The organism is Halomonas sabkhae, from assembly GCF_030409265.1.
Taxonomy (GTDB): domain Bacteria; phylum Pseudomonadota; class Gammaproteobacteria; order Pseudomonadales; family Halomonadaceae; genus Halomonas; species Halomonas halmophila.
The window spans coordinates 107896-121867 of the sequence record NZ_JAUFPM010000017.1; the positions used below are offsets into that span (position 1 = coordinate 107896).

Annotated in this window: 12 protein-coding genes; 4 read left to right on the forward strand and 8 right to left on the reverse strand. The window is 66.6% G+C overall.

Translation table 11 applies throughout. The features are described 5' to 3' along the window. The first annotated feature begins 28 nt into the window (after window positions 1-28). The 3 genes from QWY79_RS11315 to QWY79_RS11325 are packed head-to-tail and all read left to right on the forward strand — an operon-like array spanning window position 29 to window position 3131. On the forward strand, window positions 29-826 hold the full coding sequence (locus tag QWY79_RS11315) for a metal ABC transporter ATP-binding protein (protein WP_290272766.1): 798 nt from the start codon (window positions 29-31) through the stop codon (window positions 824-826). Next, entirely contained in the window at window positions 826-1971 is a 1146-nt protein-coding gene (locus QWY79_RS11320) for a metal ABC transporter permease (protein ID WP_290272768.1), read from the forward strand. The genes QWY79_RS11315 and QWY79_RS11320 overlap by 1 nt, the downstream gene beginning before the upstream one ends. Beyond that, window positions 1971-3131: a metal ABC transporter permease gene (locus tag QWY79_RS11325; protein WP_290272770.1), complete on the forward strand. Its 1161-nt coding sequence runs from the start codon at window positions 1971-1973 to the stop codon at window positions 3129-3131. The genes QWY79_RS11320 and QWY79_RS11325 overlap by 1 nt, the downstream gene beginning before the upstream one ends. A 7-nt stretch (window positions 3132-3138) precedes the next feature. Here the strand turns inward: QWY79_RS11325 and QWY79_RS11330 are convergent, their stop codons facing one another. The 6 genes from QWY79_RS11330 to QWY79_RS11355 form a co-directional block, all read right to left on the reverse strand. Continuing rightward, window positions 3139-4062: a ferredoxin family protein gene (locus QWY79_RS11330; protein ID WP_290272772.1), complete on the reverse strand. Its 924-nt coding sequence runs from the start codon at window positions 4060-4062 to the stop codon at window positions 3139-3141. Then, complete coding sequence (locus tag QWY79_RS11335; protein WP_290272774.1) at window positions 4059-4892, reverse strand: ABC transporter ATP-binding protein; 834 nt, start codon at window positions 4890-4892, stop codon at window positions 4059-4061. Before QWY79_RS11335 ends, QWY79_RS11330 begins: the two co-directional genes overlap by 4 nt. Window positions 4893-4977: 85 nt before the next feature. Further along, window positions 4978-5967 (reverse strand): FecCD family ABC transporter permease, encoded by a 990-nt coding sequence (locus QWY79_RS11340; protein WP_435389785.1) that lies wholly within the window; start codon window positions 5965-5967, stop codon window positions 4978-4980. A gap of 59 nt (window positions 5968-6026) precedes the next feature. Next, on the reverse strand, window positions 6027-7025 hold the full coding sequence (locus QWY79_RS11345; protein ID WP_290272778.1) for a FecCD family ABC transporter permease: 999 nt from the start codon (window positions 7023-7025) through the stop codon (window positions 6027-6029). Next, the gene (locus QWY79_RS11350; RefSeq protein WP_290272780.1) at window positions 7019-8047 is read right to left on the reverse strand and encodes an ABC transporter substrate-binding protein; all 1029 of its coding nucleotides are present in this window, start codon (window positions 8045-8047) and stop codon (window positions 7019-7021) included. Before QWY79_RS11350 ends, QWY79_RS11345 begins: the two co-directional genes overlap by 7 nt. An 89-nt stretch (window positions 8048-8136) precedes the next feature. Further along, entirely contained in the window at window positions 8137-10314 is a 2178-nt protein-coding gene (locus tag QWY79_RS11355) for a TonB-dependent receptor (RefSeq protein ID WP_290272782.1), read from the reverse strand. 181 nt (window positions 10315-10495) lie between these two features. Between QWY79_RS11355 and QWY79_RS11360 the strand changes: the two genes are divergently transcribed. Continuing rightward, entirely contained in the window at window positions 10496-12208 is a 1713-nt protein-coding gene (locus QWY79_RS11360; protein ID WP_290272784.1) for a multidrug ABC transporter permease/ATP-binding protein, read from the forward strand. A gap of 20 nt (window positions 12209-12228) precedes the next feature. On the opposite strand, the gene QWY79_RS11365 is transcribed toward QWY79_RS11360, so the two are convergent. After that, window positions 12229-13257 (reverse strand): nickel/cobalt transporter, encoded by a 1029-nt coding sequence (locus tag QWY79_RS11365; RefSeq protein ID WP_290272786.1) that lies wholly within the window; start codon window positions 13255-13257, stop codon window positions 12229-12231. A 20-nt stretch (window positions 13258-13277) separates the two neighbouring features. Further along, a complete protein-coding gene (locus QWY79_RS11370) occupies window positions 13278-13937 on the reverse strand; it encodes a DUF1007 family protein (protein WP_290272788.1) in 660 nt (219 codons plus the stop codon). Window positions 13938-13972 lie beyond the last annotated feature (35 nt).

Consider the following 13972-nt stretch of genomic DNA (forward strand, 5'->3'; position numbering starts at 1 on the left):
ACGACTCAACCGAGAGGCCGCCTCGATCATGACCACGCCGCTCCATGAACCGGATCTTGCCCTGCACGTCGAGGACCTGACCGTCAGCTACCACAGCAAGCCGGTGCTCTGGGACATCGACTTCGACGTGCCGCCCGGCGTGATGGCAGCGATCGTCGGCCCCAATGGCGCCGGCAAGAGTACCCTGATCAAGAGCGTGCTCGGCCTGGTGCCGACGGTCGCCGGTCATGTGACCCTGTTCGGCCGGACCTATCGGCGGCATCGGCGGCGGGTCGGCTATGTGCCCCAGCGCTCCAGCGTCGACTGGGATTTTCCGACCACTGCCCTGGATGTGGTGACCATGGGCCTCTATGGTCGGCTCGGCTGGATCAGGCGCCCGGGGCGTGGCGAGCGGCGCGAGGCCATGCAGGCCCTGGAAATGGTCGGCATGCAGGCCTTCGCCGATCGTCAGATCAGCCAGCTCTCCGGGGGGCAGCAGCAGCGTGTCTTCCTGGCCCGGGCCCTGGTGCAGAAGGCCGATGTCTACTTTCTCGACGAGCCCATGGCCGGTGTCGATGCCACCACCGAGCGCGCCATCGTGGACATCCTGCGGCGCCTGCGGGATGACGGCAAGACGGTGATCGTCGTCCACCATGACCTGCAGACGGTGCGCAGCTATTTCGACTGGTTGATGATCCTCAATGTGCGCGTCATCGCCCAGGGCCGCGTCGAGGACGTGTATACCGCCGACAACCTGCGCAGCGCCTACGGCGGCCAGATCGCCCTGCTCGATGAAACGGCCCTGATGCAGCCCGGCACCACCGATGACAAGACGGCGGGGGCGTGATGTCGCCGCTCGAACTGATAACCGACCACACCATCCAGAATGTTGTCATCGGCGCCGCCTTGCTGGGCCTGATCAGCGGCGTGCTGGGCAGCTTTGCGGTATTGCGCAAGCAGAGCCTGCTCGGCGATACCATGTCGCATGCCGCGCTGCCCGGGGTGTGCATCGGCTTTATCATCGCCGGTGCGCGCGAGATGAGCTTCCTGCTGCTGGGCGCACTGACCACCGGGGCGCTGGCGGCGCTGGTCATGCTGATGTTGACGCGCAACAGTCGCCTCAAGACCGACGCGGCCCTGGGCATCGCCCTGAGTACCTCCTTCGCCCTGGGCGTGGTGCTGCTGACGCACATCCAGAACCAGAACAATGCCGCCCAGGGCGGACTGGATGCCTTTCTCTTCGGGCAGGCGGCGGCGACCCTGCGCAGCGACCTGTGGATCATGGGCGGCGTCACCCTGGTGGCGCTGGCGCTGGTGGGTGCGTTCTGGAAGGAGTTCAAGCTGGTCTCCTTCGACCCGCAGTTCGCCGCTTCGCTGGGCATGCCGGTGATGTGGCTCGAAGTCCTGCTCACGGTGATGATTGCCCTGGCGGTGGTGGTCGGGTTGCAGATGGTCGGCGTGGTGCTGATGGCAGCGATGATCATCGCCCCGGCAGTGGCGGCACGCCAGTGGAGCCACCGGCTGGAAAGCATGGTGATCCTGGCCGCCGTCATCGGCGTCGCCGGGGGCGTGTTCGGCGCCTTGCTGAGTGCGCTGTCGCGTGGCCTGGCCACGGGCCCGCTGATCATCCTGAGTGTCTCCAGCGTGGTGCTGGTGTCGTTGCTGCTGGCGCCCGGGCGTGGCTTCGTCTGGGAGGGCATTCGCCTCTGGCAGGGGCGTCGTCGGCTGCGCTATCAACAGGTGCTGACCACCCTCTACCGGCTCGCCCTGCATCATGATGACCCGACCTTCCGCTCCGAACAGGGCATGCTGGATACCTATCATGGCCATCGCACGCGGGCGGCCTTGCGCCAGTTGCTGAAGCGCGGCCTGGTCGAATGGCGTTCGGCTCCGCCGGAGGAGCCGCGCGGTGCCAAGCACTGGGTGCTGACGCCGCGCGGGCGGGACGAAGCCGAGCGCATCCTCGACTCGCTGGGCAGGGGGGAAAGCTGATGCAGGCTGCACTGTTCGACAATGCCGCCCTGATGATCATGCTGGTCGGGGCCCTGGTCGGCATCGCCTCGACCCTGGTGGGCACCTTCCTGGTGCTGCGCGGCGTCAGCATGCTGTCCGACGCCATCGGCCACTCCATCGTCTTCGGCATCGTCATCGTCTGGCTGATCACCCATCAGCAGAGTGGCCCCGTGCAGATCATCGGCGCGGCCCTCACGGGCTTGCTGACGGTCTTTCTCACCGAACTGCTGGTCAGCACCCGGCGGGTCAAGAAGGATGCCGCCATCGGCCTGGTGTTTCCGGTGCTGTTCTCCGCCGGGGTGCTGCTGATCAACCTCTATGCCCGGGATGTGCATATCGACACCCACACGGTGCTGCTCGGCGAGATCGGCTTCGTGTGGCTGGATACCCTGACCCTCGGCGACTATCGCGTCCCCCAGGCGCTGGTGTGGATGGGCGCGATGACGCTGATCAATGGCGCCTTCGTGACGCTCTTCTACAAGGAGCTCAAGATCGCCACCTTCGACGAGGCGCTGGCCAAGGCCCTGGGGATGGCACCGGGCCTGCTGTTCTATGTGCTCCTGCTGCTGACCAGCGGCACCGCGGTGGCGGCCTTCGATGCCGTGGGGGCGGTGCTGTTCGTCGCCTTCGTCATCGTGCCGCCGGCCACGGGCTATCTGCTCACCGACCGCCTGTGGATGATGTTCATCCATGGCTCGCTGGTGTCCATCGCCTCCAGCATCTCGGGCTACTGGCTGGCGGTGTTCTGGAATGTCTCGATCGGCGGCATGATGGCGGTGATGACCGGGGTTTTCCTGCTGCTGGCCTTCCTGCTCGGGCCGCGCTACGGCATGGTCGCCCAGGTACTGCGGCGTCGCGGACAGCGACGCGTCAACGAGATCCGCACCCTGGCGGTGCACCTCTACAACCACGAGGACGGCCCGGAACAGTGGGCGGAAAACGTCACCCAGGCGCTGCGCGAACACCTGCTGTGGGACAACGCCAAGGCCAACCGGGTCGTCGCGCGCAGCCGCGAGCAGGGCCTGGTGGAATGCCGCGGCCAGAGCCTGGTGCTCACCGAGGCCGGCCGCGACATGGCTCGGGAAATTCTCGAACCGACGCGCAATGGCACGGGGTCGCTGACGACGACGGCGACCTGAGCCCCGCTCAAGCCGGGGGCGTTGCGGCCTCGCGGACCTCGGTGGCGCGCCATACCCGGCTCGGTGAAGGGCCGTTCGGCAGGTCGGCACAGGTGTCGTAACGCAGCAGTTCCTGCGCCTGACAGCGAATGGTCAGCTTTCCCGCCTGACGCTCGGTGTGCCATTCGACCACAAGGTCGTGGTCCGTCTCGTCGTTCGCCGCGCCGCCATCCTCGATCCTGACGTCTGCCTCCAGGCCTCGCGCCGCCAACCATTCCAGGGCGGCGACCTGGGCGCACTGGTGTTGCGGCGTGAGCCGGGCGTCGCCGCGATAGCAGGGCAGGTAGGGGCGGTCGCGCGCCTCGCTTGCCAGCAACGGCAGGATGTCGTCATCGCCGATGCGCCCATACTTGCGCAGTTGCGGCAGCAGCAGGGCGCTGGCTGCCAGCCGGCAGCCGCCCAGATGGGTGCTCTCCCAGACCTCGAAGGGCAGATCGTGCTGGCGTACCGCCTCCGCCAGGGCCTTGTAGGTGCTAAAGCCGAATCTGGCGCAACACTTGTCCTTCTTGCCGTGGGTGCAGCACAGCAGCAGTGAGCGCTCTACCGTTGCCGGCTGCCAGGCGGCCAGGTCATCGCCGCGCCGCAGTGCCGCGATGAAGTCGCCGAGTGCTTCGCGGGGGATGTCGAATGCCTGGCGCTCGGGCATCAGGAAGACGCGGTGCAGCCGTGCGGACTGCTCGCGTCGGTGGATCAGATTGACGCGTCGTCCTTCGTCGGGCAAGGCATGCAGGGCCTCCAGGAGGGGAGCGGGCATATCGCTGGCGTGGCGCAGGTTGCGCTGCCATTTGGGACGCGGCCAACTGAGCAACAGGTTGCGTGCGGGATGGGTACCGCTACCCACCAGCGGGTCGTCGATGGCCCGGCTTTCCTCGGCGCAGAAACGTCGGTTCATGGCGCGACCTCCCCCAGCGTGCCGGCATGTTCGCGCCCCGTGGCGGGGATGCATACCGGATGAGCGGCCCCGGGAACGCTCATGACCCTGGCCTCCAGGTCGAAGACCGCCTTCAGGGTGTCGGCCGTAAAGACCTCTTCGGGGGTGCCCTGGTAGTGAATCCGCCCGTCGCGCATCATCACCAGGGTATCGGCATAGGCCGCTGCCAGATTGAGGTCATGCATCACCACCAGCAGGGTGCGGCCATGTACGTGAGCGAGTTCGGCGAGCAGGTCGAGCAGATCCACCTGGACCTTGAGGTCGAGAAAGGTGGTGGGCTCGTCGAGCAGAATGAGCTCGGTCTGCTGAGCCAGCACCATGGCGATCCAGCAGCGTTGGCGTTGCCCGCCGGACAGGGATTCCACGGGGCGTGCCGCGAACTGGTCCACGTCCGCCAGTGCCATTGCCTCGTCGATGGCAAGCGCATCCTCGCGGGCTTGGGGCTTGAGGAAATGCTGGTGGGGAAAGCGGCCCATGGCGACCAGCTGCCGCACGGTCAGGCCTTCCGGCGCATCCGGCCCCTGGGGCAGGATGCCGAGGCGCCGTGCCACTGCACGGGTCGGCCGACGCTGGATGTCCTGCCCATCCAGGACGACACGTCCGCCCGTCGGCCTCAGGGTTCGGGCAAGGGTCTTCAGCAGGGTCGACTTGCCACTGCCGTTGGGGCCCAGCAGCATGGTCAGGCGTCCAGCCTCGACATCGAGGCTGACATCATCCAGCACCCGCCGGGTGTCGTATCCGGCCTGCAGATGCGCGCCCTGAAGGCGTGGCGAGGTTTGCGGGAAGGACATTGCGGAATCTCTCGGGAGCGATTGGTTGGCCATGGCACGCTAAACAAAACTCGGGTCGTTGGCGAAGCGTCGGAGCCGGCGACCGTCATGTGCCGCGTCGCCGTGCGCGATACAGCAGGTAGATGAAAAAGGGCGCGCCGATGGCCGAAATGAAGATGCCCGCGGGCAGGTCTTCGGGAAGAAAGGCCACCCGTCCCACCAGGTCGGCGTAGAGGACGAGCAGGGCACCGCTGATGGCCGTCGTCGGCAGCCAGCGCGACAGTTGTCGTCCCACCAGCCGTGCGGCGATGTGCGGCGCGATCAGACCGACGAAGCTGATGCCGCCGGCAAAGGCCACTGCCGCGCCCGCCAGCATCACGCTGCTGGCCATCAGGATCAGGCGGCTCGGCTGGATGGCCACCCCCAGCCCCGTGGCCACCGAATCGCCGAGGGCCATGACCGCCAGGTGGCGGGTCCGCGCCAGCCCCAGTGGAATGCCCACCAGCAGCCAGGGCAACAGGTCGAGTACGTCCTGCCAGCGGGCCGCATAGAGGCTCCCGGTCAACCAGACATAGGCCGTCATGGCCGCAGCATCGTCGCTCACCACGATGGTCAGGGTCGTGATGGCTCCCATGCCGGCCGACAGCCCGATACCCACCAGCACCATTCCGGTGGGCGTGATACCGCGCTTCCAGGTCAGCAGGAAGATCAGGCCCGCCGACAGCAGTGCGCCCAGCAGCGCCGCCGTCGGCAGCCATTGAATGCTCACCAGCTCGCGCAGGAAGGCCAGGAAGAGCACGGCCATCATGGCGGCTCCGCTGGTGATGCCGATGACATCGGGAGAAGCCAGGGGATTGCGTACCAGCCCCTGAAGGATGGCGCCGGCGACCGCCAGGGCGGCGCCGACCAGCACCGCCAGCACGATGCGTGGCAGGCGCAGCTCCCGGATGATGAAGGCGACGTCGCTGTTGTCGGGCGTCAGCAGGGCTCGGGCCACGTCACCGATGGAGGTCGGGAAGCTGCCCAGGCGCAATGACAGGCCCATGCTGAACAGCAGCACGAACGCCATGAGCAACGTTATCATGACACCCGGCATGCGGCTGCGGAATGGGGCGAGGGCGGCCCGTGGCAAACGGGGGCGAGGGTGGTGCGGATTCATGTCGCCTGCCTGCGTGCCAGATAAATGAAGAAGGGAGTGCCGATCAGCGCGGTCATGACCCCTACCGGAATTTCCTGTGGCGGCATCAGCAGGCGTGATGCCACGTCGGCGATCAGCAACAGGCAGGCGCCGAGGAGGGCACTGGCCGGCATCAGCCAGCGGTGGTCGACCCCGAACAGGGCGCGGGCCATGTGGGGTACGATCAGGCCGATGAAGCCGATCATGCCGGCCAGTGCCACCGAGCATCCGGCGAGCAGGATCACGGCCAGCCCCAGCCACAGCTTGAGGTTGCCGCTGCGCAGACCAAGCCCTTGGACAGCCTCGTCACCCAGCAGCAGGGCATTGGCATGACGCGCCAACAATGCACTGAGCAGGAAGGCGCCGGCGAACAGCGGCAGCAGGGGAGTGACCAGCGCCAGCTCGCGACCGGCCAGTGACCCGGCCAGCCAGTAGAGCACGCTCTCGAAGCTGCGCCGGTCGATGATCAACAGCCCCTGGCTGAAGGACACGAAGAGTGCCGTCACCGCCACCCCCGCGAGCACGATGCGCAAGGGGGGCAGTTCGCCACGGGGGCCGCGACTCAGCAGCATCACCAGGCCGGCGGCGAGCAGGGCGCCCAGCAGCGCGGCCCAGACATATTGGCCCGGGGTGTGGAGTGGCAGCAGCGAGACGGCCACGACCACGCAGAACATGGCGCCCGCGTTGATGCCCAGAATGCCCGGCGAGGCGAGCGGATTGCGGGTGATTGTCTGCATCAGGACCCCGGCCACTGCCAGGCTGGCACCGACCAGGCTGGCGATCACGGCACGCGGCAGCCGCTCGGCGATGATGATCAAGTGATCGATGCGTCCCGGGTCATAATCGACCAGCGCCCTCACCAGGGTCGGCAGTGCGATGTCCCTGCTACCCAGCAGCAGGCTGGCGAGAAAGGCGAGCGCGGCGATGAGCAGTGCCAGTGACAGGCCCAGTGCCCTGGTGGCGTTGCGTGTCAGCATGTCGACAGGGCCCGTGGCATCCCGTCCCCTGGCCGAGGGCAGTCGATGCCCTGGCCGGTGGCCGGCAGGTCGTAATGGCTGAAGAGATCATCCAGCATGCGATTCGCGGCGATGATGCCGCCGCCCATGATCCAGTCCACGGCCTCCACCTCGAAGACCTGCCCCTCCCGGACCGCATCGAGCTGCTGCCACAGGGGATGCTCGGTCCAGCGGCGATAATTGCGCTGGATGGCCGGGTCATCCGGTTCCCGCAACACGAAGATGACGTCGGCCTGGAGGATCGGAATATTCTCCTCGCTGGTCAGCTTGATCCCCCAGCTCTGGTCATCCAGGGACCTCGGTTGCTGAAAACCCAGTTCGTCGAGAATGGAACCGGCGAAACCGGTGGAGTAGAGGCGCACATGATCGGGCTTGAAGCGAATCACGGCGGCCTTCTGGGGCCAGGCCGCGGGCATTTCTCGGGCGATCTGGCGGCGGAAGCGTTGTACCCGGGCGTCCCAGTCGTCCAGCAGGGCTCGGGCACGCGCTTCGCGTCCCGTGGCCTGCGCCATCAGCCGCAATGTGGCCTTGAAGTCGAAGACCTCCCGGGTGGCCAGCGTGGGGGCGATATGTTCCAGCAATGGGCGTACCCGTTCATGGCGAAAACGGGTCGCCATGATCAGGTCCGGGTCCAGCCAGGCGATGCGTTCCAGATCGGGCTGAGTCTCCAGTCCGACATGCTCCACGCCCTGCAGCGCTTCGCGCAGGTAATGGTACATGGGCTGCTCGAGCCAGGAGTCGACCACCCCGACCGGTTCGATGCCCAGCGCCACCGCCGTATCCGTGGCCCCCTGATAGAGGGTGACCACCCGCTGCGGTGGGCGCTCGGGCACCGGGGTGCGTCCGAAGGCGTGCTCGATAGCCGGGTTGCCCTGATGAGAGGCTGCACCCTCGACAACGGCGATCAGCACCAGCAGCAGCGGCGCGAGCCACCCCGGGCGGGGCCTGCGCCCCGGGAGAGCGTCCAGGTGTTCAGATGACATGATGGACTCCGAGTACGGAGGCAATGGGCCTTCATGAGACGACGGCGCCCCGGTGGGGCGCCGCGGAAACGTCCTGTTGGCCTGGGCGGTCAGAAGTCGAGCTGATAGCCCAGGGTGAGGGTACGGCCCCGACCCTTGAAGTACAGATCGTCTTCAAGCACGGGCGACTGAGGGAACGACTGCGAGTAGTAGGTGAAGTAGTCCTCGTCGGTGAGGTTCTCGATGCCCAGGCTGGCGCGGCCCACCGGCAGTCGATAGGCCAGGGAGGCATCGAGCAGGCCATAGCCGTCGAACTCGATCTCCGGGTCATCGAAGCTGCGGTCGAGGTAGTGACTGTATTGCAGGTGAGTGGACAGCTTGTCGCTCCAGGCCGCGCTCCAGGCCAGCTTGAGGGTGTCCGGCGCCAGGTCGCGGCCCGTCAGCCTGGTATCGACGCTGCCGTCGCCGTCGGTGTCGGATTCGCCCTCGGCGTGGGTATAGGTGAGCCGCAGCTTGTGGGCATCATTCAGGCGCGCCTCGCCGGTGACCTCGACCCCCTGAATCTCTGTCTTCTCCCGCTGGACACGGTAATTGCCCTGGGCATCGGGCTGGATACGCTGGCCGAGGTCGGAATTCGACTCGTAGTAGCTCAGCTCGAGCCCGTAGCGATCCCAGTCGAAGCGTGCGCCGGCCTCGCGGTTGTCGGTGACGATCGGCGAGAGATCGATCAGGTCGTCGACGTCCTGGCCTGGCGTGCTGACGCCACGCAGGACTCGGCCCACGTCGGGCATGCCGAAGCCCTCGGAGTAGTTGGCGTAGAGTTGGGCCCAGTCGGTGGCCTGATAGACGATACCGGCGTTGAACAGCGTCTCGTCGAACTCGGGATTACCGCCGTTGACCGAAACCAGGTTGTTCTCGACGCTCGTGCTGCGATCCACGGTCGAGTAGTCGTCGACGTTCAGCTCGGCATGCTCCTGGCGGACCCCGGCATGCAGGCTCAGCGACTCGGTCAGGTCGTAGTCGCCCTGCAGGAAGGCTGCCACGTTGCGAAACTGGCTTTCCGGGACATAGTTGCGGTTGGTGTTCACCAGTACCTGCTGGGTCTCGTCCTGCAGCAGGTCAAGGCCTGTGGTCAGGGTCAGGCGGTCGTTCAGCAGGCCGTCGCGGCTCAGGGTGAACTTGGCCCCCACCTTGTCGGACTCGTTGCGCGTGTGGTCATAAAGCGTATTGCCGGCGTCGTCCTGATAGGGGAAGGAGCCAAGGCCGGTGGCACCGAACTGGGCGCGGAACCGCTGGGTATAGAGCTGGGCATCGACGTTGTTGCCAAACCAGTCGGCATGGGAGTACGACAGCCGGGCAGTGGTGGCTTCGTTGTAGCCCGGATCGTTATCCGGAGTGCCCTTGCGGGCCGTGGTTGGCACGCCGGCGTCGCGGTCGCCGGATACCGGTACATAGTCGTCGTTGATATCGAGGTCGAAATGGTTGAGCGAGAACTCGAGGTTCTGGTCGTCGTCGATCCAGTAACCCAGCTTGGCCATCAGATCATAGCTTTCGGAGTTCTGGAGCTCGCCATGGTAGGCCATGCCGACGATCTCGTCGTTGCCGTCGTAGAAGACGCCACGCTCCTCGCGACTGGCGGCCAGCACGTAGTCCCAGTCGCCTTGCTGGCCGCTGAGGCGGTAGTCCAGCTTGTGGCCGAAGCCATCCGACTGGAAATCGTCGTCGCTGGTCAGGCTGATGCCGGCATGCTGTTGAACCCCGGCGCCGTCGGGGCGCTTGGTCACGTAGTTGATGATGCCGCCGGTGGCGCCCAGGCCGTGCTCGGCGCTGGCACCATGGATGACCTCGATGCGCTCGACCATGGACAGGTCGATGGTGTAGCTGTCGCGGCCACCGTCGCGCAGCGGGTTGGACTGAGGCACGCCATCGATCATGAACAGTACCGAACGGCCGCGGAAGGTCTCGCCGGTGTTATTGAGCTTCTGGCGGCTGGGCGAGTAGGAGGGAATCAGGTTGCTGAGCACCTGACTGGGGTCCTGGGTGATCGCCAGCTGCTGCTCGATCTGCTCGCGCGTGATGATGGTGACCTTCTGCGGGGTCTTGCCTTCGCTGCTGCGGTTGCGGGTGGCGGTGATCACCATCGGGTTGAGCCCGCTGTCATTCGCCTCGGGGGTATCGGACGTTGGCTGGGGTTCTGCCAATGCCGTGGCGGGAAGCAGGGTGCAGAGTAGCGCGGGACGACAGACCGTGAGCCATTGCGGCGCTTGAAACCGGGGACGAGAGTGCATAGGGCGGGTGTTCCTTGGAGATCCGAAGACGTGGCGAAGTTGGTGATCGTGGTAACAGCCGGCACGGGCCATCGCTCATGACGAAGGGAATGATAATCTTTTACTTTTGTTTATGTAAATGCTTATCATCCGTGCGGTCGCAGGCGTTCCCCGCCGGCCGGCGCGTTGACTTGCACGCCTGATGCGCCACAATGCCCCGCCATTTGCCCGTCGAGGAGCGCCCGTGGAACTCTTGCGCGTCGTCTTTCGCCATTATCGCTGGCCGTTCATTGCCGTCATGGCGCTCAGCCTGGCGAGTGCCGGCCTGGGCATCGGTGTCATCGCCTTCATCAACCGCCGCCTGATCGAGGCGCACGGTGATCCCCTGAGCGTGCTGCCGCAGTTCCTCGGGCTGATCGTGCTGCTGCTGGCCATCACCCTGGGGGCGCAGCTGGCGCTGACGACCCTGGGTCACCACTTCGTCTATCGGCTGCGCGGGCATCTGATCAAGCGCATTCTCGACACCGATATCGAGCGCATCGAGGCGCTGGGCAGCGCCAATCTGATGGCCAGTCTGTCGAGTGACATTCATCACATCACGGTGGCCTTCGTGCGCCTGCCCGAGCTGGTGCAGGGGGTCATCCTGACGCTCGGCTCGGCGCTCTATCTGGCCTGGTTGTCGCCCGGCATGCTGGCGGTCACGGCGGTCTGGGTGGCGGTGACGGTGGTGGTCGGCTGGTTGCTGGTGTCGCGGGTCTATCAGCACCTGAGCCGGGTGCGGGCCACCGAGGATCGGCTCTATCAGGACTATGCCTCGGTCATCGAGGGGCGCAAGGAACTGGCGCTCAATCGCGACCGGGCACGCCGCCTGTTCGACGAGACCTATACCCGCAATGCGCGCGAGTATCGCCACCACATCATCCGCTCCGATACCTTCCATCTGAGTGCGGTCAACTGGTCGAACATCATGATGCTCGGCGCCATCGGCCTGGTGTTCTTCCTGGCCAATGGCCTGGGCTGGGCCAATACCAATGTGGCGGCGACCTATTCGCTGACGCTGCTGTTCCTGCGCACGCCGCTGATCCAGGCCGTGGGTGCACTGCCCACGCTGCTCGGCGCCCAGGTCGCCTTCGACAAGCTCGAGAGCCTGGAGCTGGCCGAGTATCGCCAGGCCTTTACCAGCGGCGAGGCGCTGAATCACTGGCAGACCCTGGAGCTGCGCGGCGTGCGCTTTCGCTATCCCGCCACCGAGCAGGCTGAGGGCTTCGAGGTCGGCCCCATCGACCTGACCCTGACGCGCGGCGAACAGGTCTTTCTGATCGGCGGCAACGGCAGCGGCAAGTCGACCCTGGCACGCCTGCTGACCGGGCTCTATCAACCCCATGACGGCGAGATCCTGCTCGATGGCGAGGCGTTGACGGCGGAGCAGTGGGAGGCCTATCGGCGCAGCTTCTCGGCGGTGTTCACCGACTTCCATCTCTTCGACCGGCTGGTCGGCCAGGAGGGCGCCGCGCCGGATCCGGCCCTGGTGCAGGACTGGCTGGAGCGGCTCGGCATGCAGGACAAACTGCAGTTCGACGGCGACCGGGTCACCAATCCCCGGCTCTCCCAGGGGCAGCGCAAGCGTCTGGCGCTATTGCTGGCGGTCGCTGAACAACGCGATTTCCTGCTGCTCGACGAGTGGGCCGCCGATCAGGACCCGCAATTCCGCCGCGCCTTCTACCAGGCCCTGCTGCCGCGGCTCCGCGAGCTGGGCAAGACGGTGCTGGCGGTCAGCCATGACGATGCCTATTTCGCCCAGGCCGACCGCCTGCTGGAGATGCGTGAGGGCAGGCTCACCGAATTGACCGGCCATCAGCGCGAGCAGGCCAGCCGGGACGCCGTGGGGCGACTGGACGACACGACGACGCCTTGAGTCGCTGACCGGCCGCTGGGCTAGATCCCCAGCGGCGAGGCGCTATCGGTCGTTTCCGTCTCGCTCCCGGGGCCGTCCAGCAAGGGCAGGGCGTTGCGCTCGGCCGGGTCGCTGAGCAGCAGGCTCAGGCCCAGCAGCAGAATCAGCACGCCGCCGGCGAGCGCGACCCCGCCTACCAGCCTCTGCCACCAGGCGCCCCGCATGGCGCCCGCCAGGCGTTTTTCCGCCCAGTCGCGTGCCATGACACTCAACAGGGCCAGGGCCGATACCGTCAGGGCGGTGCCCACCGCCATGCTCAGCGTTGCCAGCACGCCAACCCCGTAATGGCCCAGCAGGGAGGCGGCGCCCATCATCAGCACCGCCCCGCTGCAGGGGCGCATGCCGATGGAGGCCACCGTGAGCAGGGCGCTGCGCCAGTCGCCGGCGTCCGCCGGTGTCACATGGTGAGCACAGTCACAGTCGTGCCCATGATGAGCCGCGTGGTCGGCGTGGTCATGATGCGGCGCATGAGGCGGCGTTGCCGGGCGTGCGGCGCTGCGCCATTGTCGCAGGGCGCGCCAGCACAGCCAGACGCCCAGCAGCATGATGGCCAGGTAGCTGGCACGCTCGACCCAGATCACCGAGTCGACCGCCGTGCGGGTCAGCCAGCCCAGGCCATGCACCAGCAGCGTGACCAGGGCGATGGCCACCAGCGCCTGGAGCAGAGCGGCCGCGCAGGACAGGCCGAGGGCACGGCGCCAGGCGCCGCCCTGGGTCAGCAGATAGGTGCCGAGTACGGCCTTGCCATGCCCCGGGCCCGCGGCATGAAAGACCCCGTAGCCGAAGCTCAGGCCGAGCAGGATACTCCAGGTATGCAGTGAAGGCGCGCCGCTCAGTTCGCTGATGGCCAGGGTCAGGCCACGGTGCAAATCGCGCTGCCAGCTGATGATCTGCAGGCTGAGCGACTGGCCATGGGCGCTGACCAGCAGGATCACGCCCACCAGGACCAGTACTCCGGCCAGGGTCGACCAGGCCAGCAGGCGCGGATGTCGTTCGGTGAAGTCGTGCATGACAGGCTCCGGGGACACATTCAGCTCGACGCGCAGCTCACTTCACCGGTCTCGGCGAAGAAGCGGCCCAGGCCATCCGGCGCCTCGTCGGTGCGATCCAGTTGCGCGGCCTTGGCCACCATTTCGGGATCCGGCTCGGCGCGGATGATGCGGGTGGTGCAGTCGGGGGCGTCGATGACCAGCGCATCGTCGCGTGGTGTCTGATCCTCGTTGATCTCGTGGATCATCTCGATGTAGTAGCTGGGATCATAGATGCGATAGCGCAGGGTGTCGTCGTCCGCAACGGCGGCCAGCGGCAGGGGCTCGGCGAAGGGCAGGCGGAAGTGGAACTCCACGCGGTCATCGCGCGCCATGGTGGTATATTCCGTGACCTCGTCGAGCTCCACGGGCTCGCCGGCATGACGAACCTCGGTGAAGTAGCCCTTGGGTGCCAGGTTGCTGCGGATCTCGCCGCCCAGCTGGTCGAGGCGGGCTTCCATGGGCTTCTCGCCCTCGGCGCCGTTCAACTCCTCCAGCAGCATCAGGCTGTAGAAGGGGTCGAGTCGCCAGCGCTGGCGCAACGCCTCGACGCGGCCCTGCTCATCGAGCTCGACCCGGACGCTGATGTCGGCCCAGACATGCGGATGGGCCGAGGCGGTGGCGGGCAGCAGTCCGGCGCCCAGCAGGCCGGCAAGGGCCATGACGAGGCTGCGACAGTGATCAGGCCGGTATCGGG

Bases quoted from the DNA above. Each gene is read 5' to 3' on its own strand.
- QWY79_RS11320 (WP_290272768.1), top strand. From the start codon at position 826: ATGTCGCCGCTCGAACTGATAACCGACCACACCATCCAGAATGTTGTC.
- QWY79_RS11370 (WP_290272788.1), bottom strand. From the start codon at position 13,937: ATGGCCCTTGCCGGCCTGCTGGGCGCCGGACTGCTGCCCGCCACCGCC.
- QWY79_RS11325 (WP_290272770.1), top strand. From the start codon at position 1,971: ATGCAGGCTGCACTGTTCGACAATGCCGCCCTGATGATCATGCTGGTC.
- QWY79_RS11315 (WP_290272766.1), top strand. From the start codon at position 29: ATGACCACGCCGCTCCATGAACCGGATCTTGCCCTGCACGTCGAGGAC.
- QWY79_RS11360 (WP_290272784.1), top strand. From the start codon at position 10,496: ATGCGCCACAATGCCCCGCCATTTGCCCGTCGAGGAGCGCCCGTGGAA.
- QWY79_RS11340 (WP_435389785.1), bottom strand. From the start codon at position 5,967: ATGCCGGGTGTCATGATAACGTTGCTCATGGCGTTCGTGCTGCTGTTC.
- QWY79_RS11335 (WP_290272774.1), bottom strand. From the start codon at position 4,892: ATGTCCTTCCCGCAAACCTCGCCACGCCTTCAGGGCGCGCATCTGCAG.
- QWY79_RS11350 (WP_290272780.1), bottom strand. From the start codon at position 8,047: ATGTCATCTGAACACCTGGACGCTCTCCCGGGGCGCAGGCCCCGCCCG.
- QWY79_RS11355 (WP_290272782.1), bottom strand. From the start codon at position 10,314: ATGCACTCTCGTCCCCGGTTTCAAGCGCCGCAATGGCTCACGGTCTGT.
- QWY79_RS11345 (WP_290272778.1), bottom strand. From the start codon at position 7,025: ATGCTGACACGCAACGCCACCAGGGCACTGGGCCTGTCACTGGCACTG.
- QWY79_RS11330 (WP_290272772.1), bottom strand. From the start codon at position 4,062: ATGAACCGACGTTTCTGCGCCGAGGAAAGCCGGGCCATCGACGACCCG.
- QWY79_RS11365 (WP_290272786.1), bottom strand. From the start codon at position 13,257: ATGCACGACTTCACCGAACGACATCCGCGCCTGCTGGCCTGGTCGACC.